We start from the raw sequence: 23,147 nt of genomic DNA, 5'->3' as shown, positions 1-23,147 counted from the left end.
GACGAAAGCCCCGCGACATCCGCACATCCCTGTTCATGGCAGTCTCACTCGACGTCGAACTTCACGCCCTGGGCGAGCGGCAGGGTGCGGCCGTAATTGATGGTGTTGGTGGCCCGGCGCATATAGGCCTTCCAGGCGTCCGAGCCGGACTCGCGCCCGCCGCCGGTTTCCTTCTCGCCGCCGAAGGCACCGCCGATCTCGGCCCCGGAGGGGCCGATATTGACATTGGCGATGCCGCAATCGGAGCCGCGCGCCGACAGGAAGGTCTCGGCCTCGCGCAGGTCGTTGGTGAAGATGGAGGAGGACAGGCCCTGCGGCACGTCGTTATGGAGCTCCAGCACCGTGTCGAGATCGCTGTATTTCATCACATAGAGGATGGGGGCGAAGGTCTCTTCCAGCACCGGGCCGACCTGTCCGGGCATTTCCACCAGGGCCGGCGCGACGTAATAGGCATCCTGCAGGCCGAGAGCGACGCGTCCGCCGCCATGCACGCTGCCGCCCGCTTCCTTCGCGGCCGCAAGCGCCTTCTGCATGGCCTTGAAGGCGGCTTCGTCGATCAGCGGCCCGATCAACGTGCCTGCTTCCAGCGGGCTGCCGATCGAGACCGAGGCATAGGCGCGCTTGAGGCGCGGCACCAGGGCCTCATAGACGCTGTCATGCACGAAGAGGCGGCGCAGGCTGGTGCAGCGCTGGCCGGCCGTGCCCATGGCCGCGAAGGCGACGCCGCGCAAGGTGAGGTCGAGATCGGCCGAAGGGCAGACGATGGCGGCATTGTTGCCGCCGAGCTCCAGGATGGAGCGGGCGAAGCGCTGGGACAGGCGCGGCCCGACCGCCCGGCCCATCGCGGTGGATCCGGTGGCCGAAACCAGGGGAACCTTGGGGTGGTCGACCAGGAGTTCGCCGATGCTACGGTCGCCGGCGAGTACGCTGATGAGGCCTTCCGGCGCGGCATCGCCTTCGGCCGCGAAGCGGGCCAGGGCGCGCTCGACCAGCGCCTGCGTCGCCAGGGCGACCAGCAGGGTCTTCTCGGAGGGTTTCCACACCACGGCATTGCCGCAGACCAGAGCGAGGGCCGCGTTCCACGACCAGACCGCCGCCGGGAAATTGAAGGCCGAGATCACCCCAGCGACGCCGAGGGGGTGCCAAGTCTCCATCATGCGATGGTCGCCGCGCTCGGTGGCGATGGTGAGGCCGTAGAGCTGGCGCGACAGGCCGACGGCGAAGTCGCAGATGTCGATCATCTCCTGGACTTCACCCAGGCCCTCGGAAGCGGTCTTGCCGACCTCGATCGAGATCAGCCGGCCGAGCGCAGCCTTGTGGGCGCGCAACTCCTCGCCGAGCAGGCGTACGAACTCACCGCGACGGGGAGCGGGCACGTTGCGCCAGGTGCGGAAGGCCCGATGGGCGGCTTCGATGCGCGCCAGCGCCTCCTCGGTGCCGATGGCCGGCACGGCGGCCAGGGTCTCGCCGGTGATCGGCGAGCGGGCCGGGAGGCTGCCGCCGGTGTAGAGTTCAGGCCTGACGCCGATCTGGTCGAGCAGCGCGATGGTATCGGCGGTGACTGACAAAGGCACGGCAGAGTTGCGAAGCGGGGCGTTCATCGGGTGTCTCCAAGTCTGGATTGGTGAAGTCTGGATTGGCGAAACTGGGGCTGGGACGACGGAGCAAGGCTCTCCAGATGCGCGAGGAGGGCCTGTGCCGGATGGCGGGGGGCATAGCCCTGGCAGCGTTCGGTCTGGCAGCGGCAGGAAAAGCCGGTGGCGAGCACCGCCGAGGGCGCAAGGCCGTCAAGGCGTGGTGCCCAGCTCATGGCGAACAGGCCCTTCGACATCTCGACATGCTCGGCTTCGTGCCCGAACAGGCCGGCCATGCCGCAGCAGCCCGTGGCCGGCACGGTGAGCTCGAGGCCGAAATGCTTGAAGATCCGGGTCCAGGCCTGGCCGGTGCCGGGCCTGGCCGTCTTCTCGGTGCAATGGGGTAGAAGGTGAAAGCCTGCGGTCCCGGAAGCGGAGAGGGCCTGTCCCAGCCGACCGCTTTCGAGCGCCTGCGCCAGGAATTCGTCGAGGCCGAGCACGGCGAGAGGCTCCCCCAATCCGGGCCCGACATATTCATGCCGGCCCATCAGCACGGCGACGGGTTCGATGCCGACCACCGGCAATCCCGTGGCCAGCAATGCGCTTTGATGGGCCCGGGCCGCGCCGGCGACCTTGCTGAACGCGTCGAGCATGCCGAGGGCATGCAGCGCCTTGCCGTTGGCGGCAGGAGACGCCAGGTGCACCTCAAAGCCGAGCCGCGCCAGCAGGCCGGCGACGGCATCGACCACGCCGCCGTCGAAGGAACTGGTGAAACTGTCTTCCATCAGGATGACGGCGTTCGGCCCGGCGCCGGCGGCAAGCCCGCCGAGGTCGCGCGGCTGAAGGCGGGGCGCCGCTGCCGGCACCGACAGGCGCGGCAGGTCGGTGAGGCCGGTCCAGCGCGCCAGGCGCGGCGTCGCCATCAGGCGCAGGCCGAGATTGGCGATTCCGGGAAAGCGCCGGGCCAGAGCCAGGCCGGGCTCCATCGCGGCGACGATGCGATGGCGCAGCGGCCTGCGGCGGCGCGTGAAGTAGCGCTGGAGGAAACGCGCCTTCATGGCGGGAATATCGACCTTTACCGGACATTGGCTGGAACAGGCCTTGCAGGACAGGCAAAGATCCAGCGAAGCCTTGAGCTCGTCCTCGATCTCGGCGGCGTCCCGGGCTTCGGTCGGTTGAGTTTCGATGACCGAGGTCGAACGCGCCCATTCACGCAGCATCGCCGCCCGGCCCTTGGGCGAATGGCGGCGGTCGCGGGTGAATTTGTAGGACGGGCACATCGGATCGTGCTTGTCCCAATTGAAGCAGGCGCCATTGCCGTTGCAGGCGATCGCCTTGTCGTAATCGCGCTGCAGCGGCGCGGCGATGGCGCGGTCCTTCTCGCCGCGCAGCGGCACGGCATCGATGCGCTCGACCGGATGAAGGACGGCATCGGCGCTGGCGAGCTTGCCGGGATTGAGCAGGTTCAACGGGTCGAAGGCCCTCTTCAGGGCGCACAGCTCCTCATAAAGCTTGCCGCCGAAGAAAAAGGGCGAATATTCGCCGCGATAGCCGCGGCCATGCTCACCCCAGAGCAGGCCGCCATGTTTCTTGGTCAGGGCGGCGACGGCGTCGCTGACCGGCCGGATCAGCGCGGCATCCTCAGGCAGGCGCATGTCAAGGGCCGGGCGCACATGCAAGCAGCCGACATCGGCATGGCCGAACATGCCATAGGCCAGGCCGTGACGATCAAGGATGGCGTAGAGCTCTTCCACATAGGGCGCCAGCTTCTCGGGCGGAACGGCGGTATCCTCGACGAAAGGCGTGCCTTGCTTGCCTCCGCCAAGACGACCGAGCAGCCCGACGGCCTTTTCGCGCAGGGACCACAGGCCGGCGATGGTCTTGGGGTCGGTGACGACCTTCCAGTCGAGAACGGCGTCCGGCTCGGCTGCGAGCAGGTTCGACAAGCGGGCCAAAGCCGCGTCGATATCGCTCTGGGCCTCGCCGACGAACTCCACGAAGTTCAGCCCACCCATCGGCCTGCCGTCATCGCGTCCCAGAACGCTTTCGATCTCTCCCCACACCACGTCCTGCCTGGCGAGGGACAGGATAGTGTCGTCCAGAATTTCGATCGCCGCCGGCTCGGCCTGCAGCAGGCGCTGGACGTCGACGAGGGCCGCCTGGAACGTGGCGTAGCGAACCGGCACCAGGGCCCGGTAGGCCGGGCGCCTGCGCAGCCGCAGGGTCAGCCGGGTGGTGAAGGCGAGGGTGCCTTCCGAGCCGGCCAGGAGATAGGACAGGCGGAACAGCCCATCCTCGCCGAGCACCTGCTTGAGATTGTAGCCGGTCAGGCCCCGGTTCATCTGCGGAAAGGTCGAGGCAATCAGCTCGGCGTTTTCATCGACGACCCGCAGGACTTCGCGATGGATGCGGCCGGCAGCGTCCTCGCACCGGGCCAGTTCGCGGGCTTCCGCAATCGGCATCGCCGCGACCTGGACGGTCTCACCATTGGCGAGAATGATCTCCATCGCCTCGATATAGTCGGAGGTCTTGCCATAGATGCGCGAGCCTTTGCCGGAGGCATCGGTCGCAACCATGCCGCCCAGCGTGGCGCGCGAGGCGGTGGAGACGGTGGGCGGAAAGAACAAGCCGTGAGGCTGCAGATAGGCGTTGAGCTGGTTGAGCACCACGCCCGGCTCGACCGTTACCTTTTGCCGTTCGAGGTCGAATTCGAGGATGCGGTTCATATGACGGGAAGTGTCGACCAGCACCCCGCGCGTCAGCGACTGGCCGTTGGTGCCGGTGCCGCCACCGCGCGGCGAGAGTGGAATGCGATGATCAGCCGCCAGCCGGACGACGCGGGCGATATCCTCGCTATCGCGCGCAAACAGCACAGCAGCCGGCTCGACCTGGTAGATGCTGTTGTCCGTGGCATGAACGATGCGGGTCGCGCGATCGCGCGCGATGTCGCCGGCATAGCCGGCAGACACCAGCGCGGACAGGAAAGCATCGAGGCCCGACGGGACGGCCTTGTCCTCGACCTGCACTCTCATATTCATGGCCGCACCGATCCCTACGCGATGGCCATCATCGCCAAATGGGGATCGCCGAGCTGTGCGAGGGCCAGATCAAGCGATCGCTTTTCAGTGGCGGCATAGAGGGCGAGTTCGTCCTGGACGGGGGCACCAAGGGCGCGTTCGAACTCGATGCGGTTCGAGCGCTCGCCATAATTCTGCTGCTCGTCGGTGCCGAGGTTCGATTGGAAGATGCCGGCGGCGCTGACGGGCAGAAAGTCCTCGTAGACGATCGGGTCGAAGCGCAGGAACCCGGCCTGGACCAGTTCGTCGACGCTTGCGGGAAGCCGCTTGCGCTGCCGAGCGGCGAGGCCATGTTCGGTCGCTGAATAGCGGAAATAGGCCAGGCCTTGAGCACGCAATTCGGACCATTCGTCGGGAAAGGCGCGGAAGCGCGCGGCAAGCTGCGACTGGTAGTCGCCGGCATTGGCGCCACTCTGGCCGACGCGGACATCGGAGCGCGCATCGGACAGCAGGGTGTCGTAAAGCCGGCGCCCCTTCGGGGTCAGCGCAATGCCACGCTGCTCGATCTCGCCGAAACGGGCGGTGTGCGTGCCGTCACGATCATCACCATTTTCGGCGCGGAACTCGATCGACTCCTCCAGTGCCTTGAAACTGGTCTGGCGCAGCAGGATGGCGCAGTTGCGCCGGGGGGGCCCCTCGATGACGGCCTTGGGCGTGATGCCGCGGGCGGGCATGCCGGCCTGCACGGCGTCGATATCGAGGGTGCGCGGCGTCAGGTGGTTGATATGCGGGCCCTTGAAGCTGACGACGTCGGCGATCAGGCGATGGGCATCGTGCAGCTTCTCATAGGTGCCGAGCGAGACCGTGGCCTTGGCGTGCCAGCGGAAGGTCTCGAGCGCTTCGGCGACGAACTCCTGCGCTTCGTCCGGCGTCAGGCCGCCCAGCATTTCGGAGCGGGCGACCAGTTCGAGCGCGCGCACCGTGAAGATGCGCCGCCCCGCCAGGATGCGGGCTGCCTCGGCGCGCAACGCCTCGTCCTCGATCAGCTCGAGCCGGAGCAGCGAGGTGAAGACGCGGAAGGGATTGCGGCGCAGGCTGGCATCGTCGATCGGGCGGAAGGCGGTGGAGTGGACGGGAACGCCGGCGACCGAAAGATCGTAATAGCCAACGGGAAACATGCCCATCACGGCGAAGACGCGGCGAATGTCGAACAGTTCCTTGGCTGTACCAAGGCGGATGGCGCCATGACGCTCGACGCTCAGACGGGCGAGTTCGTCATGGCGCGTCAAGGTCTCCCGCAACGCGCCGTCCTCGGCGAGGGTGGCCGCGTTGACGTCGGCGACCAACTCCATGAGCGTGCCATATTGCGGCACCTCGCTACGATACATCCTCGACATGGCCGTCGAGAACAGGGTCCGGATCTCGTCTGGATGCAAGAAGGTCTGGCTGGCCATGTCCCGGGCTCCCATTGCGTCTCGATTGGGTGACGATCTCATTCGCAATCGTCATGTTATCGAGCTTCATGCGCCGGTAGACACAGGTTGGATACCAATGTTATTTCAACAGTTCATACCGAACGGGAATGAGCGTGGTTGCGAGCCAAGCGGGAGCCCAATGAAACGACATTGCTGGCGGAAGTGCCCATCGATAGCCCGGCCTCCGGGACGGCTCATGCCTGTTCGCGGGTGAGGCGATGCAGGGGCCACGCCGTTTTCTGCCTTCGATTTCCCTGCTCTGTGCCTTCGAGGCGGCGGCGCGCACAGGCAGCGTGACAGCCGCAGCCAGGGAGCTCAACCTGACACAAAGCGCCGTCAGCCGTCAGATCAAGCTTCTCGAGGAGCAACTCGAGGTCGAACTGTTCCACCGCGAAAAGCAGACCATCAGCGTCACGCCCGGCGGGGAAGCCTATGCGCGTGAAATCCGCGATGCCCTCCGCAAGATCGGCACCGCCTCGCTGATGCTTCGGGCCAATCCGCTGGGGGGAACGCTCACCCTGGCGATCCTGCCGACCTTCGGCACGCGCTGGCTGGCACCGAGGCTGCCGCAATTCCTGTCGCACAACCCCGGCATCACCATCAATCTGGTGACGCGCCTGTCCTATTTCGATTTCCGCCAGGACCCGGTCGATGCCGCCATCCATTTCGGTGGTTCGGACTGGCCCGGCGGCGAAATGGAAAAGATCCGCTCCGAGACCGTGGTCCCCGCCTGCAGCCCGGCCTTGCGCGATCAGCACGGATTCCAGTCCGCCGCCGATCTCCGCAATGCCTCGCTGTTGCATCTGACCACCAGGCCCGATGCCTGGGAGCGCTGGTTCGCCCTGCATGGTGCGCCGGCCCAATCGGTGCGGGGCATGCTGTTCGACCAATTTGCCACGGCCGCCCAGGCTGCGATCGCAGGGCTCGGGGTCGCCCTGCTGCCCGAATTCCTCATCCTCGAGGAGCTCGAGACGCGCCGGCTGGTCCGAGCCCTCGACTTGCCGATGGTGAGTGCGGAAGCCTATTATCTGGTCTGGCCCGCCGACCGTGCCATGCATCCGCCCCTGCTGGCCTTTCGGCAATGGCTCCGTACACAGGCCTCGCCCGAAGGCGAATAGACGGTCGTCTTGGCGATCAGTTTCAGTATACTAACTTAAAAAATATATATAACTATCTGATTTATATATCATTCATGAAATTAGAGACGCATGTCAACCATGTGGGCAAGCTGGGCGCCCACTTCATAGCCGGTTTCCTTCAAGGACCGGAAGGCGGCCGGCATGAGATCGGTTCTTGCCAGCGGCAACTCGGCTTCGCTTATCGTGCCGAGGATATGATCCGCCAACGCCCGGCCGAAAACGGTGCCCGGGGCGATGCCACGGCCATTATAGCCGGAAAAACCGATGGCCTGCGGTCCGTAGCTGTGGAAGCGGGGCAGGGCATTGCCGGTCATGCCGATCTTGCCGAACCATTCATGCTCGAATTCCACATGCGCGAGGCCCGGGAACAATTTCCGCAAGGCGCGCTTCGCCCAGTTCTTGTGGATGGCGGCGCCGGTTTTGCTCAGCGCGCCCACGCTGCCGAAGACCAGTCGCCCGGACTGATCCATCCGGAAAGACGAGAGCACGGTGCGGGTGTCCCAGACGCCCTCGCCACCCGGCAGGATCTGCTTGCGCAGTTCCGGCGCGAGGGGAGCGGTGGCCAGATTGAAATAGGGCAGATGCACCTGCTCGTTGCGCACCTTTTCCCAGGGTCCCTGACCATAGGCGTCGGTCCCCACCACGATCCAGGCCGCCGTCACCTGCCCCTGCGGGGTGGTTACCACCCAACGGGCGTCGCGATGCTCGACCTCGATAACAGGGCTGCCCGTGTGAATGTGGCCGCCCTGGCGCAGCACCGCATCGGCAAGGCCCCTTGCATAAGCCAAGGGCTGTAGCGTGCCGGCTCTTCTGTCGAGAAGAGCGCCGGCATAGGCCTGCGTGCCAACCCGCCTTGCGGTTTCCCCGGCGTCGAGAAGCTCGACCGGAGCCCCCCGCTTGCGCCACTGACGGGTACGTTCTTCGATTTCCTGCAGCCCCTTGCGCCCCACGGCGCAATGCAGCGTGCCATTGGTTCGGAGCTCGCAGGCAATATCGTGATGGGCGATCAGATGCTTGACCACGGCCGGTGCGTCACCGAGCATCTGCAAAAGGCGTTCGCCATAGACCGGCCCCAGTTCTCCCGGCAGATCCTGCGGCATGACCCACATGCCGGCATTGATCAGGCCGACATTGCGGCCGGAGCCACCAAAACCGATCTCGACGGCCTCCAGCAGATGCACGCATGCACCAGCCTGCGCCAGATGCAGGGCGGCCGACAGCCCCGTATAGCCACCGCCGATGACGGCGACATCAGCGGTAAGGGATTGGCGGAGCGGTTCGGTTTGCGGGGCGCGGGGAGCGGTCTTTTCCCAGAGGCCGTGGGAGCGCGGATCATTCAGCACGGTAGGTCTCGCCAAGAGATGCGGTGGCCGACACAGGCAATGTCATTCGCTGCGGGCCCGAGGGCTAGCCCTATCGCTTTCTTTCGGGCCCCGATATCCACGATTGGGCAAGAGGCCATTCCAGTTTGGAATGGCCCAGCGTGCTGGTCGCACAAGGCAGCATGCCGCCCCCGCACGAGTGCCGAGGTTGCTGGGCAGAAAATTGCTTTTGTCGGGCAAGGGAGGGAGCGTCATTGCTCCCTCGACCCTTCTGGCTAAGATCATAGCCTGATCTCAGTGCCCTATGTGGAAATCCTATATTTCCTGGGAGATTCCGGTATCAGGGCGCAGTCAGGCACTGGCCTTGGTCACGATCGGGGCAGCCTGCATCTCTTTGTCCTGCGTCAGATCCTTGAGGAAAGCGTCGCACCAGTGCGAGACGTCATGCTCGAGCAGGAAATTCATCATGTTCTGCCAGCGCTCGCGTCGCTCCTGCAGCGACATGCTCAAGGCACGGGCAATCGCATTGGCCGTGCCCTCGGTATCGTAGGGATTGACGAGCACCGCGCCTTTCAATTCACGCGCGGCGCCGGCAAAGCGCGACAAAACGAGGACGCCCGGATTATCGGGATCCTGGGCGGCGATGAACTCCTTGGCAACCAGGTTCATACCGTCGCGTAGCGGCGTGACCAGCCCGACCCTGGCAATCCGGTAGAGTCCGGCCAGGATGTGGCGTCCGACTGAGCGATTGACATAGCGGATGGGAACCCAGTCCAGCGTGCCCATGGCACCGTTCACCCGGCCGGCCTCCTCGGCCACCATTTTCTGCATCGTCTCGTATTCCGGTACCTCGGAACGAGATTTCGGTGTGATCTGCAGATAGGTGACCTTGTTGTGGTAACCCGGATAAGCCCTCAGGAAGCGCTCGAAGGCATCGATGCGCTGGGTCAGGCCCTTGGAGTAGTCGAGCCTGTCGACGCCGATGATGAGATCGCGGCTTTCCACGCTCTGGCGCGCCTTGCGGACGGCACTGTTGCCGATCGCGACCTGCGCCATCTGGGCGAACGACTTGGTTTCGATGCCGATGCCATGCACGGCAGCCTTGAAATGCAGGCTATGATATTCGAAACGGCCGTCCCCCAGGTTCCTGGCGATGCCTTCGCGAGCGAGATAGCCTGCGAAATTGTCGAGATCGTAGTCGGTCTGGAAGCCGATGAGATCGTAGTGGGAGAGGCCTCGAATGATCTCCTCGTGCATGGGCATGGCGGCGATCACATCGGAGGGTGGCCAGGGAATATGCAGGAAGAAGCCGATGGTGTTCTTGATGCCCATCTGCCGCAGTTCGAAGGCGAGGGGGATCAGGTGATAGTCATGGACCCACAGGATGTCGTCCGGCTGGATCAAGGGTGCCAGGCGATGGGCGAACAGGCGGTTGACGCGAAAATATCCCGCCATTTCCTTGCGGCCATATTCGGCGAGATCGAGGCGATAGTGGCAGATCGGCCAGAGCACCCGGTTGGCGAAGCCGTGATAATATTCCTCGACATCGGTCTCGGTCAGGTCGGTCAGCACATAAGAGATATTGCCCTGCTGCTGGAACCGGGGGGGAGGGGGCTCCGCGCCAGGGCTGGATTTTCCGGACCATCCGAACCAGATGCCGCCACGCTCCTGCAAGGCGGCGTTGAGGGCAACCGCCAGGCCGCCGGCGGGAGCATCGCCGTTGCGCGTGGGGACGGGAACTCGATTGGAAATAACGACAAGTCGACCCATGGGAACTTTCGAATATTGATGATTGAATTGAATTAGGCTGCAGTGCGGGCGATCAGGGTCCGCAGAGCTGCTGGCGATGATATCAACGCGCGAGCACCTGTTTGGGTCCCCGCCGATCCGACACGGATCGACTGGCCGCCGAGGCTGTTGACGGTTTCGAACATCGCCTCGTCGGTGAGATCGTCACCGATCGCCAGGGGCATCCTGCCTTTGAACGGCGCTTCCTGCAGGAAGGCTTCCAGCGCCTTGCCTTTGCTGGCACGCGCGGGGCGCAGTTCGACCACCATCTTGCCGTGCTGCAGCGTCCAGCCGGGAGCAACAGGCGCGAAACGCGACATCAAGGCCTCGACATCGTCCTTGCGGTCGGCCGCAAGGCGGTAATGCACCCCAACCGCCGCGCCCTTGTCCTCAAACACGACGCCAGGCCACGCGCCGGCCTCGTCGGCAATGTCGCGCTTGAGCTGCTCGAAAGATGCAGGGACGGAGAGGCTGTCCACCACGCCGGACGCATCGCGCCGTTCGGCGCCATGCAGCCCGGCAATGGGGAAAAGATGGGGAGCAAACAATTCGTCGGCGAGCACGATGTTACGGCCGGTGACCAGCGCCATGGCGCCACCCAGATGCCGTGACAGGGCCGCGAGGTCATCCGGTAGAGTCGGCGGCACGAAGATCGACAGCGGCGTCGCGGCAAGATCGATCAGCGTGCCATCAATATCCAGGAAAATCGCCCATTTATCGGGCTCAGATAAGGCTGATGCAAAGACCGTTTCACCAGCCGAGGGCGAATTGCCGAGGCTGTCCCGGCTGTTTCTTTCCTCATACATGGCCCTTTAGGTAGGCGCGGAGTGCGGCCAGGGCAAGAAAAAAAGCCTCGATGCAACGGAGAGGCGCCGGCACGCCATGGTCACCAGGGCGCGGAGCCAAGCTCATTTGCGTCGTACGAAGCGTTCCAGTACGACCGCCGGCAGATAGCCTTCATGTTGAACCTGGCTCCATGGCATATGCCGGAAGGACTTGCCCTGAGGCCGGACAAAACCGTTGAACAGGGCGCCGGCGCAATCGGGCCCGGTATTTGGATTGCCGATGGTTACCAACGCCTTCGGGTCCTGTTCTCGCAGCAGATCAATGAGATCCGCCACAGTCATGGGTTCCGGCAAAACCGGCATTTTTTTCCCCTCTCCCACCAAGAATGTGCAAAGACATTCCAGGCGCCCCCTCGGAGGGTGTATTACGATACCTCCGAATGTCGAGATGCAACTACGCCGATACATGGCGTACCAAAAAGCCCGACGCAACTAGGATATCCTTCAGGCGCTTCGCCTGAAAGAGGAATCGTAACGACAGAATCCTTCTCATCTTCTTGGTAAGCAAAGAGAAAGTGCCATTTCGTCAGATCGGTTGATGGTGCTGCTGATACTCTTCTTAGAACGGGCTGGCCGCAGGCAGGCCGCCGTCGCTTGGACAGGCCGGGTTTGATTATACCTCTTGTCTGTCGAATCGGGTTTTAGACCATATGGTCCAGACATGATGAGGCGTCGGTTCGCTTGAAAACAGGTCGCGGGGTCCACCCATCACCGGCAAGAATAGCCTCTATCGCACATCATGCCTGCGCTCAGCGCAGCACTGCACTGGCAAGCTGCGCGCGCGAGCGGACGCCGAGCTTGTCATAGATGGCCTGGGTCTGGTTGCGGATGGTGGCCGGCGCGCTGCCCAGCATCTGCGCCGCCTGCTTGTGGGTTGCTCCACCGGCGAGCAACTGCGCCACTTCACGTTCGCGCGGGGAAAGGCGATCGAGCCTCGACAGCAACGAAAGTTCCAGCCTTATGAGGCTCGACTGCCGGCCTGCTTCGCTATCCCGGCGGCAGTTCACCGCCACCCCCTCGCGCTCGAACAGATGGATGCCGGGATGCAGCGCGACCTGGCGCAGCGGCCGGGGCAGGCGATCGCCGCTCCAGCCGGGCCAGATGGTCCTGAGGAAGTTTTGGGCCTGATCCAGGCCGAGATGGGCGAAGCCGGCCTCGTCGACCACCAGCGTCGCCCGTCCACCTGATCCATCCGCACTGCGCCGCTCGAAGGTAGCCTGCAGGGCCAGGAACAGGTGGTCGACCGCGCATTGCAGGAGCTGCAGGTCTTCCCCGTCCCAATGCGGATCGTGGCAGCGGGTGCGGTAGACCGAGACGAAGAAGGTGGTGGCGGCCCCCGGCCGGTTATGCATGGCGGAGGCCCATTTGCGGATGCCGTAGCGCTCCGACAATTCGGCCATCTCGTCGGTCTGCCGGGGTTGTCCGCGATCATAGATGCAGACGCGGCCACGATCCCGGCGCAAGGCGGTGGCGACCAGGTCCTGGCTGGCCATGGTCGACCAGAACGGGGCAAAGCCCTCAGGAAGGCCGAGCGTGGAGGAGGCCGGCACGGTGGTGCGATCGTTGAGGAAGCGAGCCCAGCCATACCAGGCACAGTCGAAACCGAGCAGGGGGCGCAAAAGCTCGAGGGCATGCGCGGCCAGGTCGAGATCGGCATCCTTGTCGGCGCGACGGCCGGCCCGGTGAAGATCGACCACGAATTGCGAGAACATGGACAGTTTGGAGGTCACATGCACCGGCCCCGGATGGAGGATTATGTATTTTCGATGATAGTAGCCGTGGACGAAGCTCGTCACAAGGTTGCTCCCCCGCGCCCATAGTGCATCTGCACCATTCCCGCCTCGTCTGCATGCTCTAGCCTGCCTGAAAACCTGCAGACGAGGGAGAATTGTGATGACCACGGGATGGGTGTGGCATGAGCGTTTCGGCTGGCACGACACCGGCACGGCGGCCGGCTTCCTGAAGGGCGAATTCATCCAGCCCCTGCAGCATGTCGAGTCGCCGGAATCCAAGGCCCGCTTCGCGTCGCTGGTGGAGGTTTCCGGCATCGCCAAGGCGCTGAAGCGCATCGAGATCACCAAGGCGAGCGACGAGGACATCCTGCGCATCCACACCAGCGAGCATCTCGACAGGATGAAGGCGCTCAGTGCCGATATTCGCGGCGGCGACATGGGCGACGGCGTCTCGCCCTTCGGTTTTGCCGGCGTGGACCTGGCCTGCTTGGCCGCCGGCGGCACCATCAGCGCCCTGCGGGCCGTGGTGCAGGGCGAGGTCGCCAATGCCTATGCGCTGGTGCGCCCGCCCGGTCATCACGCCCGCCCGGAGAAGGGCATGGGCTTTTGCATGTTCGCCAATGTCGCGGTGGCGATCGCCCATGCGCGGGCCAAGCTCGGCATCGAGCGCGTGGCGGTGGTCGACTGGGACGTGCATCACGGCAATGGCACCGAGGCCTGTTTCGAGGCCGATCCCGACATCCTCACCATTTCGCTGCACCAAGACGGCAATTTCCCGCCCGATACCGGCAAGGTCGCCGATCGCGGCGTCGGTGCCGGGAAGGGGGCAGCGATCAACATTCCCCTGCCGGCCGGCTCGGGCGAGGGGGCTTATCTCGATGCCTTCGACCGGGTGGTGCTGCCGGCGATCGCCCGCTTCAAACCCGATGTCATCCTGGTGGCGAGCGGCTTCGATTCATCCAATGCCGATCCGCTCGGCCGCATGATGCTGGTTTCCGGCTCCTATCGCCGCATGACCCGCCGCCTGATGGATCTCGCCGCTTCGATCTGCGGGGGCCGGCTGGTGATCAGCCATGAGGGCGGCTACTCACCCTTCTACGTGCCCTTCTGTGGCCTGGCCGTGGTGGAAACGCTCAGCGGCGTCGAGACCGGGGTCGAAGATCCTTACCAGACCTTCTGGAAGGACCTGCCCGGACAGACTCTGCAGCCACATCAAAGGGCCTTGGTCGATGCAGTAGTGCAGGCTTGCGGGCTGTGACGCGCTGGCCGGAGCATCCTGCACGATAAAGAACAACAAGAACGGCGCCGGTCGGAGGCCCTGACCAGGGCTTTCGCGACGCGCTTCCCACCCCAGAGGAGAATGTCGAGATGGGAGGACGAAATGGAGAGGCAAGCGACTGACTTTGGCCGGGTCCGCCGCCTGTTGCTGTGGCTCAACCTGATCATCATGCTGTTTCCGCCGATCCATCTGGCGATGGCGCGCGGCAATCTCGGCATGGCGATGTTCTTCTTCATGGGCAGCGGCCTGTTCCTGGTCGTCAGCCTGACCTATCTGCACCGGGCGAGCCCGGATCGGGAAGAGGAGTAGGGCCATGGACTTCCTGATCGGCTATGGGCTGCTGGCCCTGTTCTTCATCGGCGTCGTCGTGGTGCTGGAGCGCACCCGCCAGCAGGGCCGGGACTTTACCGACTATGCGGTGGCGGGGCGCTCGTTCGGTTCGTGGTTCCAGACCATGGCCTTTCTCAACACCTGGCTGCCGGGGACGATCTTCATCGCCTTCGCGGGGCTTTCCGCCTCAGCCGGGGTAATCGGCTATTACGTGATCTCCTATTCGCTGCTCGCCGTGCTGTTCATGTTCCTGATGGCGCAGCGCGTGTTCGACTGGGGCAAAGCCTTCAACCTGCGCACCCAGGCCGATTTCGTCGGCATGCGCTACAATTCCACCAGCGTGCGGGTGATCGCCGCCGTGATCGGCGTGGTCTCGGCCTTTCCCTGGCTGGTACTCGCCTTCCAGTCGCTCGGCCTGGTCTTCTCCTATCTGTCCTTCGGGGCAGTCACGCCGACGACGGCGGTCTTCGTCGGCATCACCGTGCTGGCTATCCGGCAGATCTGGACAGTGCGGCTCGGCATGCGCGGCATCGTGATCTCGGACATGATCCAGGGCATCTTCGCCTATGGCGTCGGCGGGCTGGTGGCGCTCGGCCTGATCGTCTGGCTGCTGTCGCAGGGCCTGGGCTTTGCCGGCCTGCCGGAGAGCTTTGCCAGCCTGCCGGGCCTGAACAGCGAACTCGGCCCGCTCTACTATTTCTCGCTGGTGTTCACCGGCGCGATGGGCTCGTGGTGCTGGCCCGATATCTTCGTGCGGTTGTTCACGGCCAGGAGCGCCCAGGCGGTCCGCAATTCCGCCCTCAAGGCAGCGCCGTTCATGTTCGTGTTCCTCGCCATCATGCTGACCATGAGCATGCTGGCCTCCCAGCTGCCGGAGGTAGCGAAAGCGCCGGACAATGTCTGGTTCCTGACGGCCGGGCATGGCGGGCCGTTCGTGCTGGCGCTGGCGGGCGTGGCCGTGTTCGCCGCCACGGTCGGCAATGTGAATGCCATTACCGCAGCCGTCGGCACCCATACCGCCCAGGACATCATCCATGTCGGCGGCGCGGACGAGGCCACCAACACCCGCACCGCGCGTATCACCATCATCCTCGCCACCCTGCTGGCGGTGGCCGGGGCGGTGGCGACCGCCAATGTCACCGCGGGGCTGCTTACGCTGGCGCTGGCCTCCTATCAGGGCATCGTCCAGCTGGCGCCGGCGCTCTATCTCGGCATCTTCTGGCGGCGAGGCAATGCCGCGGGTGCCGCCAGCGGCATGATCGCCGGCTTTGCGGTGGCGGTGGTGCTGCAGTTCCTCTATCCCGTCTCCATTCCGGCCCTGGCGGGGATGACCTCGGGCGTGGTCGGCCTGATCGTCAACACGCTGGTCTATGTCGCCCTGTCCTACGCCTTGCCGCAGGACGAGGCCGAGCGCCGGCGCATCGGCCGGCTCTTCGACGGTGTCGCCGAAGAGGTGAGCAGTGATCTGCCGGCCGGCAAGACGCAGGCGCGGCCGATCTGACGAGCCCGGTATCCCGCGCCGCAAGACACCGGCGCGGGAATCTCGTTCGAGCTTCCTGCAGACGGGGCTCTGCTGTCCCTGAAAGCAGCAGCTATTTACGGCCTTGAACGTCCCGAGGCCGCGTCGCCGATCATCTGACGGTTCGGCTCCCCTGCAAGATCGAGCACGATGCTGGTGCCGTCCGACACGCGCTTGCGCAAGGCATCGGAGCGGCCGGACCCCAGGCGCAGCCGCTCCCGGCGTTGAAGCGATTGCAGCCTTGATCGCGGCAGGCCGAGTTCGCGTGCCAGGAGGCGGTCCAGGCGGATCCCCGCCGGCAGGTCCATGACGAGTTCGACATGCAGGATGGACCAGACATCCGGCCGATCGAGCACCTGCCTGAGGATATCGATCTTGTCGCATTCCTCGATATGGAAGGCATGCGACCGCAAGGCTGCGAGATCGAAGGCCTGGCAACGGATCCAGATCGGGTCGTTCGTCTGCAGGGCGGCGAGCATCGCCGGCGGGATGTCCCGCACCGACCGGCGTTCGAACAGCGGCCTGTTCCAACTCTTGTCGCAAACCGGGCATTTGTAGATGAGCCAGGCATCGAGCCGGCGGCCATTGGCGTTGAGCCTTGCCTTGCCGCTGCATTGAAAGGGCCTGATGACACCGCATCCGGCGCAAATGAGCAGGGGTCGCGGAGGGATTTGGGGTGTGATGGTCCAGCGGACCTTGAGAAGATTGCACATATCGTCTCGGTCTTCCGCGAGGAAGTCCACCGGGACGGCGATCGGAGAGGCCCGTTACGGGCACGGCATGGCGATGTTCGCTGGGGAAAGAGCTGGGGCAGCGGCCTGTGCGCATGGCACAGTCGGACAAGCCAGACCGGTCTCGGACCACCACCCAGTGAACATGATCATCCGTTGGGCTGCCGGCTGGCCGCCCAAACGGATGGGATGGAAAGGAAGAGACCGGTATTTACTTAGGCAAAATCGAACCTCGGCGCCCCAACGCTTGTCGATGACGTGCGTAGTCGACCGGAAGCCTTCTGGCAATCTGGCAGTGATGAAACGGCAAAAAGAAACCGCCGCACGATCCGAAGATGTACGGCGGCTGCCTGACGTCAATTGCCGAATAGTTCGCCGGTCAGTGCTCGGTGCCGGCGGGCAGGGGGAGCGGTTCGGCCTTGCCGACGATGAAGGCATAGGAAAAGGCGCCCAGGACGGCAAAGCCCGCGGCCAGGGCAAAAGCCGGCGTGTAGTCGCCGTGGAACATGTCGAGCAGGAAGCCGAACATGAAGGGGCTGATGATGCCGGCAATGTTAGAGGCGAAGTTCTGGATGCCGCCGATCGAGGCAACATGGCGCGAACTGGGCGCCACGTCGGCGGGCAGGGACCAGATCCCTGTCGCGGCTATCGCCAGGCTGGAATAGGAAATCGCCAGGAAGAACAGGGCCAGATAGATGGAGGAGGCGAACGCAGCGGGCAGGATGGCAGCCCCGCCCAGCAGGCCGCCGACCATCACCACCTTGCGCACCTTGGTGACGTTGGCGCCATGACGGATCAGGCGGTCGGCATAGGCGCCGGCAATCCAGGCCGTGACCACCGCGGCAAGGCCGGGCAGCATGCCGAGAGTACCGAGTTCCTTCAGGTTGAGGCCGCGGGCATTCTTCAGATAGTCGGGGAACCAGGTCAGGAAGAAATAGATCACGAAGTTGAGGCAGAAGAAGCCCAGCATCATGCCCCAGACCGTGCGGTAGCCGAACAGTTGCGACCAGCGGATCTTCGTCGCTTCGCTGTCGTCATTGGCCTCGGTGCGTCCGCCATTGTCGGCAATATATTGGCGCTCAAGGTCGTTGGCGCCGGGATGATCGACGGGATCGCGATAATACCAATACCAGACGAGCGCCCAGACGACGCCGACCACGCCGAGTATGATGAAGGAATAGTGCCAGGTCGCGACGACGAGCAGGCTGGTGACGATGGGCAATGAGAGCACCGTGCCGACCCGCGAGCCGGAATCGATCACGGCGGTGGAGAAGGCGCGCTCGCCCACCGGAAACCAGCGTGAGGCTGCTTTGGTCGCCGCCGGATAGGCCGGCGCCTCGCCGGCGCCCAAGGCGAAGCGGAAGGCGAAGAAGCCCCAGAAGCTGCGGGCGAGGGGGGTGAGCGCCGTGAAGATCGACCACCAGATCGCCGCGATGGTGAAAGCCCGACGCGAGCCCACCTTGTCGGTGAACCAGCCGGCGATCAGCATCATGCCGTCATAGGCCCAGAAGAAGGCGCCGAGGATCAGCCCCTTCTGGGTATTGGTGAGATTGAGGCCGAGATCCGCGTCGATATAGGGCAGTGCGACGCTCATATTGGCCCGGTCGAGATAGTTGATGACCAGGCCGACGAAACACAGCGTCAGGATGATGTAGCGGGTGCGGGAGGCGCCGGAAGGGGCCTTCTGATTGCCGGCCCGCGCGGGCGTGCTGGCGGCTGTCGTGTGCATGATCGGGGTCCTCCTCCCGTGAGCGTTTGTTCGTGGCGTCCGTCACGACCTTTCTGAGTGGCCGCAATTCATTCCGAGGGCGGTTCGCCTAGGCGGCGAGCCGCGAGCAGGACCCAGGTCCTGGAGATGAAATCAAGCACGATCCACCGGCCTCCCTGATGAAGAGGGCGGGGATGTCTAGACGAGTGTTGAAAGGCGATCACGCTTCACGGTGCGCGCAAATTGCTGACCGGCACCGAAGAGGCCCACAACCAGCTTATATGCCGGCCTTGCCACATTTTCCTCCCGTCCAACTTTGGCCGAACTCTTATTGATTGCGCAATCATTTTGCAAGTTCTATCTTTCTTCTGGGAAACGCCACCAGAGCTTCAAGATGAAAAAACCCAAGAAACGCCCGGGCAAGAAACGTATAACATTGGTCGAGATTGCCGAGGCTGCGGAAGTTAGCGCTATCACGGTGTCGCGTGCTCTGCGCAACCCGCAATCGGTCTCGCACGAGCTCAGGCAACGCATCCAGCAGATCGTCGACGATCTTGGATATGTGCCTGATCCGGCGGCAAGTGCGCTGGCCTCGGCCCGAACGAATGTCATCGGCGTGCTCATTCCGTCGGTGACCAACAACGTGTTCGCGGATGTGATGCGCGGGATCTATGCCGAGGCGGAGGCCACCGCCTTTCGGGTGCAGTTGGGCAACACGCGCTATTCCCTGATCGAAGAGGAGAAGCTGCTGCGGGTGTTCCTCAGCCAGCGCCCGGCGGGCCTGGTCGTGGCCGGTATCGATCAATCGGAGGCAGCCCGGGCCCAGCTCCTGCAGGCCGAATGCCCGATCGTCCAGATCATGGAGGTCGGTCCCGATCCCGTCGATATGATGGTCGGCTTCTCGCACCATCGTGCCGCCTTCGCCGCCACAAGGCATCTGGTCGAGCGCGGCTATCGGCGGATCGCTTTTCTGGGCGCGCGCATGGACCCGCGGACTCAGAGGCGTCTCCAAGGCTTCGTCCAGGCGCTGGACGAAGCCGGCCTGCTCGATGAGAAACTCATCGTCACAACGCCCCGGGCCTCCACCGTGTCGCTGGGCTGCGAGTTGATGTCCGACTTGCTGGCGCGCGCGCCCGACGCCGACGCCGTGTTCTGCAACAATGACGACCTTGCGGTTGGCGTGCTCTTCGAGGCTCAGCGCCGTCGCATTGCCGTTCCCCAGCAATTCGGCATTTGCGGTTTCAACGACCTCGAGATCATGGCAGTTGCAAATCCCGGCCTCACCAGTGTCCGGACCCATCGCGAACAGATGGGAAGAAAGGCCATGCGGATGCTGATTGACAGGATCGATGGAAAGCATGTCGAACCGCGGCTGGTCGATCTGGGCTATGAATTGGTCGCGCGCGAGAGCACGGCACGCAGCGTGGGTAGCCCGTCACCGACTTGAGGATATCGATGGACGGCCGCGCTCCTGGCCCAATGGACCCGTGAAGCCAACCGGTGCCGTTCGACCGCTTCGTCAGCCCGCAAAGCGATAGTCCTGCAGGGATGTCGGCTTCATCTCGATCGAAAAGCCCGGGGCGAGGGGAGGCATATAGGCGGCATCGCGGACCACGCAAGGCACCTTGAAGTGCTCATGCAGATGGTCGACATATTCGATCACCCGGCCTTCGCGCGTGCCCGATACGCAGACGAAATCGATCATCGACAGGTGCTGGACATATTCGCACAGGCCGACGCCGCCGGCGTGGGGACAAACGGGGAGATCGTACTTGGCGGCCATCAGCAGGATCGCCAGGATCTCGTTGACCCCGCCCAGGCGGCAGGCATCGATCTGCACCACGTCGATGGCACAGCGCATGATGAATTGCTTGAACAGGACGCGGTTCTGGCACATCTCGCCGGTGGCGACCTTGACCGGTGCGACGCCTTCGCGGATCTTGCGGTGGCCCTCGACATCGTCCGGGCTGGTGGGCTCCTCGATGAACCAGGGCTTGGCAAAGGCGAGCTTCCGCACGCTGTCGATCGCCTGGTCGACTTCCCAGACCTGGTTGGCGTCGATCATCAGCTGGCGATCGGGACCGATCACCTCGCGGGCGATGCGCAGGCGGCGGATATCGTGTTCGATGTCGCGGCCGACCTTGAGCTTGACATGGTTGAAGCCGGCATCGACGGCTTCCTGGCACAGGCGACGCAGCTTGTCGTCGTCATAGCCGAGCCAGCCGGCCGAGGTGGTGTAGCAGGGATAGCCTTCGCGCTCGAGGACGGCGATGCGCTCGGCCTTTCCAGCTTCCTTCTCGCGCAGCAAGGCGAGAGCCTCGTCCGGGGTGATACAGTCGGTCAGGTAGCGAAAATCGATGGCGCGCACGAATTCCTCGGGCGACATGTCGGCGACGAGGCGCCAGACGGGCTTGCCGGCCATCTTGGCGAGCAGGTCCCAGACCGCGTTGACCACCGCGCCCGTGGCCAGATGAATGGCGCCCTTGTCCGGGCCGATCCAGCGCAGCTGGCTGTCCGAGGTGACGTGGCGCCAGAAGACACCGAGATCGGCCTGGACCTCCTCCAGGGAAAGTCCGACGACGAGGTGGCGCATGGCCTTGATCGCGGCGCAGCAGATCTCGTTGCCACGGCCAATGGTAAAGGTCAGCCCATGCCCTTCGAGACCGGGCCGGTCCGTCTTCAGGATGACATAGGCGGCCGAATAGTCGGGATCGGGATTCATCGCATCCGATCCATCGAGCTGCTGGGAGGTCGGAAAGCGTAGGTCGAGCACTTCGATGTCGACGATCTCGGTCATTGCGTGTCCTCCGCTCGGATTGTGGTCGCTATTGCAGCTCTCGACTGTCGTCTATTCTGTTCAGATCGTCACGCCGCCATCCACCAGGACGGTCTGGCCGGTGACGAAACGGGATTCGTCCGAGAGCAGGAAGACCACCATCGGGGCGATGTCGTCGACACTGGCGAGCCGGCCCATCGGCTGGCGGGCGATGAAGTCCTTCTCGGCCTGTACCGGATCGGCTGCAGCGGCAATGCGCCCGCGCAGCGAAGGCGTGTCGACCGTGCCGGGGCAGATGGCGTTGCAGCGAAGGCCCTGGCGGACATGGTCGGCGGCCAGGGCCTTGGTCAGGCCGATGACGGCAGCCTTCGAAGCGCCATAGGCCAGGCGGTTCGGGAAGCCTTTCACCGAGGATGCCATCGAGGCCATGTTCAGGACAGCACTCGATCCCGTTTCACCCGCGCGATGCAGGAGGCCCGGCAGCAGGGCCTTGATCAGGCGGAACATGCTCTTGACGTTGAGATCGAAGCTGAAGTCCCAATCTTCGTCGCTGCATTCGAAGATGCTGCCATTGTGGACGAAGCCGGCACAATTGAAGAGTCCATCGAGGCCGGGCAGGGACCGGCCCAATTCGGCGATGGCGGCGGGATCGAGCACGTCGAGCCGACGCGTTTCGATACGGTCATCCGCCGCAGCGAGGGCTGCCAGCGCCTCGTCGTTGAGATCGGTAGCGATGACACGGGCTCCCTCGGCTGCACAGGCCAGGGCCGAAGCGCGGCCGATGCCTTGCCCGGCAGCCGTGATCAGGATGCGTTTGCCGTCCAGGCGCATGAGGCGGTCTCCCATCGAGTTCGTGTCACTGCGTGCAGTTCATTGTTGACGGACCAAATATGAACAATATATTCATATGTCAACAAAAGAGAGGGAAGCGCTTTGCCAAGACAACCAAGGGAGCAGGAGGAGGGATCGAGCCGGGAGGCTCTTTATCGGGCACCGGCGCTCGACAAGGGCCTGGACATCCTGGAACTGCTGGCCAGCCGCTCCGATGCACTGACACGGGCGGAAATCGTCAAGGAGCTCGGCAGAGGCGCGAGCGAGATCTATCGCATGCTCGAACGCCTGGTTGCCCGCGGCTATGTCTATCGCTCGGCGGAAGGGGATCGCTTCGCCTTGAGCATGAAGCTGTTCGTGCTGGCGCAACATCATCCGCCCATACGCCGGCTGACTTCGCGGGCCGTGCCCTTGATGGACCGGTTTGCCGAGGAGTCTGGCCAGTCCTGTCATCTCGTCATGCGGGAACGCGACGAGGCCGTGGTCGTAGCCCACGCGGCGGCTTCCTCGGACTGGGTTTTCACGGTTCGCGTCGGCACGCCGATCGATCTGTTGACCACGGGCTCAGGCCAGCTTCTGCTGGCTTTCCAGGACCCGCAGGCCAAAGAGGAGCTGCTGGTTCGCTGGAAGGATAGCGAGAGGGCGACGATCTACGCGGGGCTCGAGGCGCAGCTCTCCTCCTATCGCAAAGCCGCGTACCGCATCGACGAAAGCCAGCAGATCTTCGGCGTGAATGATATCAGCGTGCCGATCCTCTCGGCCGAAAGACACGCCCTGGCAGTGCTCACTTGTCCCCATATCCGCCGAACGACCTCGGAACAGCCCGATGTCGAGCGCACGCTCGTCCTGCTGCAACGGATGGCTGAATCCCTCAGCCTATAGTTTAACTTTAGATATATTATGTAAAATATTGTAATAATTCAAATTAATTAAAAATTTATTCAAGGCCCTGGGGCGATGTATCTCGGGCGACGCGTGCATTGGCTCATGTTCTTGCGAGCCAGGTCGGCATAGCGAGGCGCGCTTCTTACGGACGATACGGACAGGCACGTTCGAGCGCCGGCAGGTCGTCGAAAGTTT

The 23,147-nt window shown here is 64.0% G+C and carries 18 protein-coding genes; 6 read left to right on the top strand and 12 right to left on the bottom strand.

The window, feature by feature from the left end; genetic code table 11:
* Positions 1–44: 44 nt before the first annotated feature.
* The 3 genes from amaB to hglS are packed head-to-tail and all read right to left on the bottom strand — an operon-like array spanning position 45 to position 6,045.
* Positions 45–1,601 carry an L-piperidine-6-carboxylate dehydrogenase gene (gene amaB / locus ABXS05_RS14545; protein WP_367624394.1) on the bottom strand — a complete coding sequence of 519 codons (1,557 nt, stop codon included), beginning with the start codon at positions 1,599–1,601 and terminating at the stop codon, positions 45–47.
* Positions 1,598–4,612 carry an FAD-binding and (Fe-S)-binding domain-containing protein gene (locus ABXS05_RS14540; RefSeq protein ID WP_367624393.1) on the bottom strand — a complete coding sequence of 1,005 codons (3,015 nt, stop codon included), beginning with the start codon at positions 4,610–4,612 and terminating at the stop codon, positions 1,598–1,600. The genes amaB and ABXS05_RS14540 overlap by 4 nt, the downstream gene beginning before the upstream one ends.
* 14 nt (positions 4,613–4,626) lie before the next feature.
* Positions 4,627–6,045 (bottom strand): 2-oxoadipate dioxygenase/decarboxylase HglS, encoded by a 1,419-nt coding sequence (gene hglS, locus ABXS05_RS14535; RefSeq protein ID WP_367624392.1) that lies wholly within the window; start codon positions 6,043–6,045, stop codon positions 4,627–4,629.
* A 239-nt stretch (positions 6,046–6,284) separates the two neighbouring features.
* Between hglS and ABXS05_RS14530 the strand changes: the two genes are divergently transcribed.
* On the top strand, positions 6,285–7,184 hold the full coding sequence (locus ABXS05_RS14530) for a LysR family transcriptional regulator (RefSeq protein ID WP_367624391.1): 900 nt from the start codon (positions 6,285–6,287) through the stop codon (positions 7,182–7,184).
* 80 nt (positions 7,185–7,264) lie between these two features.
* Here the strand turns inward: ABXS05_RS14530 and ABXS05_RS14525 are convergent, their stop codons facing one another.
* From ABXS05_RS14525 to ABXS05_RS14505, 5 genes are all read right to left on the bottom strand, one after another.
* Entirely contained in the window at positions 7,265–8,548 is a 1,284-nt protein-coding gene (locus ABXS05_RS14525; protein WP_367624390.1) for an NAD(P)/FAD-dependent oxidoreductase, read from the bottom strand.
* A gap of 330 nt (positions 8,549–8,878) precedes the next feature.
* Positions 8,879–10,297, bottom strand: coding sequence for an alpha,alpha-trehalose-phosphate synthase (UDP-forming) (otsA, locus tag ABXS05_RS14520; protein ID WP_367624389.1), 1,419 nt, complete (start codon positions 10,295–10,297; stop codon positions 8,879–8,881).
* A 32-nt stretch (positions 10,298–10,329) separates the two neighbouring features.
* Entirely contained in the window at positions 10,330–11,121 is a 792-nt protein-coding gene (otsB, locus tag ABXS05_RS14515) for a trehalose-phosphatase (protein WP_311941235.1), read from the bottom strand.
* Between the two features lie 102 nt (positions 11,122–11,223).
* On the bottom strand, positions 11,224–11,463 hold the full coding sequence (locus tag ABXS05_RS14510; RefSeq protein ID WP_311941238.1) for a hypothetical protein: 240 nt from the start codon (positions 11,461–11,463) through the stop codon (positions 11,224–11,226).
* Between the two features lie 446 nt (positions 11,464–11,909).
* Complete coding sequence (locus ABXS05_RS14505; RefSeq protein WP_367624388.1) at positions 11,910–12,890, bottom strand: helix-turn-helix transcriptional regulator; 981 nt, start codon at positions 12,888–12,890, stop codon at positions 11,910–11,912.
* Positions 12,891–13,053: 163 nt separating this feature from the next.
* Here ABXS05_RS14505 and ABXS05_RS14500 point away from each other — a divergent pair, with 163 nt between their 5' ends.
* From ABXS05_RS14500 to ABXS05_RS14490, 3 genes are all read left to right on the top strand, one after another.
* Positions 13,054–14,151: a class II histone deacetylase gene (locus ABXS05_RS14500; protein WP_367624387.1), complete on the top strand. Its 1,098-nt coding sequence runs from the start codon at positions 13,054–13,056 to the stop codon at positions 14,149–14,151.
* 123 nt (positions 14,152–14,274) lie between these two features.
* Entirely contained in the window at positions 14,275–14,481 is a 207-nt protein-coding gene (locus ABXS05_RS14495; RefSeq protein WP_311941246.1) for a hypothetical protein, read from the top strand.
* A gap of 4 nt (positions 14,482–14,485) precedes the next feature.
* Positions 14,486–16,003, top strand: a complete 1,518-nt coding sequence (locus ABXS05_RS14490) for a sodium:solute symporter family protein (RefSeq protein WP_367624386.1) — start codon at positions 14,486–14,488, stop codon at positions 16,001–16,003.
* A gap of 95 nt (positions 16,004–16,098) precedes the next feature.
* Here the strand turns inward: ABXS05_RS14490 and ABXS05_RS14485 are convergent, their stop codons facing one another.
* Together ABXS05_RS14485 and ABXS05_RS14480 are read right to left on the bottom strand one after the other, a co-directional pair.
* On the bottom strand, positions 16,099–16,734 hold the full coding sequence (locus tag ABXS05_RS14485) for a DUF1062 domain-containing protein (protein WP_367624385.1): 636 nt from the start codon (positions 16,732–16,734) through the stop codon (positions 16,099–16,101).
* Positions 16,735–17,131: 397 nt separating this feature from the next.
* Entirely contained in the window at positions 17,132–18,481 is a 1,350-nt protein-coding gene (locus ABXS05_RS14480; protein WP_311941255.1) for an MFS transporter, read from the bottom strand.
* 373 nt (positions 18,482–18,854) lie between these two features.
* Between ABXS05_RS14480 and gntR the strand changes: the two genes are divergently transcribed.
* Positions 18,855–19,907 carry an HTH-type transcriptional regulator GntR gene (gene gntR / locus ABXS05_RS14475; protein ID WP_311941258.1) on the top strand — a complete coding sequence of 351 codons (1,053 nt, stop codon included), beginning with the start codon at positions 18,855–18,857 and terminating at the stop codon, positions 19,905–19,907.
* Between the two features lie 72 nt (positions 19,908–19,979).
* Here gntR and ABXS05_RS14470 read toward each other — a convergent pair whose 3' ends face one another.
* The gene (locus ABXS05_RS14470) at positions 19,980–21,257 is read right to left on the bottom strand and encodes an L-fuconate dehydratase (protein WP_367624384.1); all 1,278 of its coding nucleotides are present in this window, start codon (positions 21,255–21,257) and stop codon (positions 19,980–19,982) included.
* 60 nt (positions 21,258–21,317) lie between these two features.
* On the bottom strand, positions 21,318–22,067 hold the full coding sequence (locus ABXS05_RS14465) for an SDR family oxidoreductase (RefSeq protein WP_311941263.1): 750 nt from the start codon (positions 22,065–22,067) through the stop codon (positions 21,318–21,320).
* A gap of 102 nt (positions 22,068–22,169) precedes the next feature.
* Here ABXS05_RS14465 and ABXS05_RS14460 point away from each other — a divergent pair, with 102 nt between their 5' ends.
* Positions 22,170–22,949: an IclR family transcriptional regulator gene (locus tag ABXS05_RS14460; protein ID WP_311941266.1), complete on the top strand. Its 780-nt coding sequence runs from the start codon at positions 22,170–22,172 to the stop codon at positions 22,947–22,949.
* Positions 22,950–23,147 lie beyond the last annotated feature (198 nt).

The sequence above is a fragment of the Labrys neptuniae genome, assembly GCF_040797145.1.
Classification (GTDB): Bacteria; Pseudomonadota; Alphaproteobacteria; order Rhizobiales; family Labraceae; genus Labrys; species Labrys neptuniae.
This window is presented reverse-complemented; position numbering and strand designations above follow the sequence as displayed.

Bases quoted from the DNA above. Each gene is read 5' to 3' on its own strand.
- ABXS05_RS14480 (WP_311941255.1), bottom strand. From the start codon at position 18,481: ATGCACACGACAGCCGCCAGCACGCCCGCGCGGGCCGGCAATCAGAAG.
- ABXS05_RS14530 (WP_367624391.1), top strand. From the start codon at position 6,285: ATGCAGGGGCCACGCCGTTTTCTGCCTTCGATTTCCCTGCTCTGTGCC.
- ABXS05_RS14465 (WP_311941263.1), bottom strand. From the start codon at position 22,067: ATGCGCCTGGACGGCAAACGCATCCTGATCACGGCTGCCGGGCAAGGC.
- amaB (WP_367624394.1), bottom strand. From the start codon at position 1,601: ATGAACGCCCCGCTTCGCAACTCTGCCGTGCCTTTGTCAGTCACCGCC.
- ABXS05_RS14500 (WP_367624387.1), top strand. From the start codon at position 13,054: ATGACCACGGGATGGGTGTGGCATGAGCGTTTCGGCTGGCACGACACC.
- ABXS05_RS14485 (WP_367624385.1), bottom strand. From the start codon at position 16,734: ATGTGCAATCTTCTCAAGGTCCGCTGGACCATCACACCCCAAATCCCT.
- ABXS05_RS14490 (WP_367624386.1), top strand. From the start codon at position 14,486: ATGGACTTCCTGATCGGCTATGGGCTGCTGGCCCTGTTCTTCATCGGC.
- ABXS05_RS14540 (WP_367624393.1), bottom strand. From the start codon at position 4,612: ATGAATATGAGAGTGCAGGTCGAGGACAAGGCCGTCCCGTCGGGCCTC.
- ABXS05_RS14470 (WP_367624384.1), bottom strand. From the start codon at position 21,257: ATGACCGAGATCGTCGACATCGAAGTGCTCGACCTACGCTTTCCGACC.
- otsA (WP_367624389.1), bottom strand. From the start codon at position 10,297: ATGGGTCGACTTGTCGTTATTTCCAATCGAGTTCCCGTCCCCACGCGC.
- gntR (WP_311941258.1), top strand. From the start codon at position 18,855: ATGAAAAAACCCAAGAAACGCCCGGGCAAGAAACGTATAACATTGGTC.
- ABXS05_RS14495 (WP_311941246.1), top strand. From the start codon at position 14,275: ATGGAGAGGCAAGCGACTGACTTTGGCCGGGTCCGCCGCCTGTTGCTG.
- otsB (WP_311941235.1), bottom strand. From the start codon at position 11,121: ATGTATGAGGAAAGAAACAGCCGGGACAGCCTCGGCAATTCGCCCTCG.
- ABXS05_RS14510 (WP_311941238.1), bottom strand. From the start codon at position 11,463: ATGCCGGTTTTGCCGGAACCCATGACTGTGGCGGATCTCATTGATCTG.
- hglS (WP_367624392.1), bottom strand. From the start codon at position 6,045: ATGGCCAGCCAGACCTTCTTGCATCCAGACGAGATCCGGACCCTGTTC.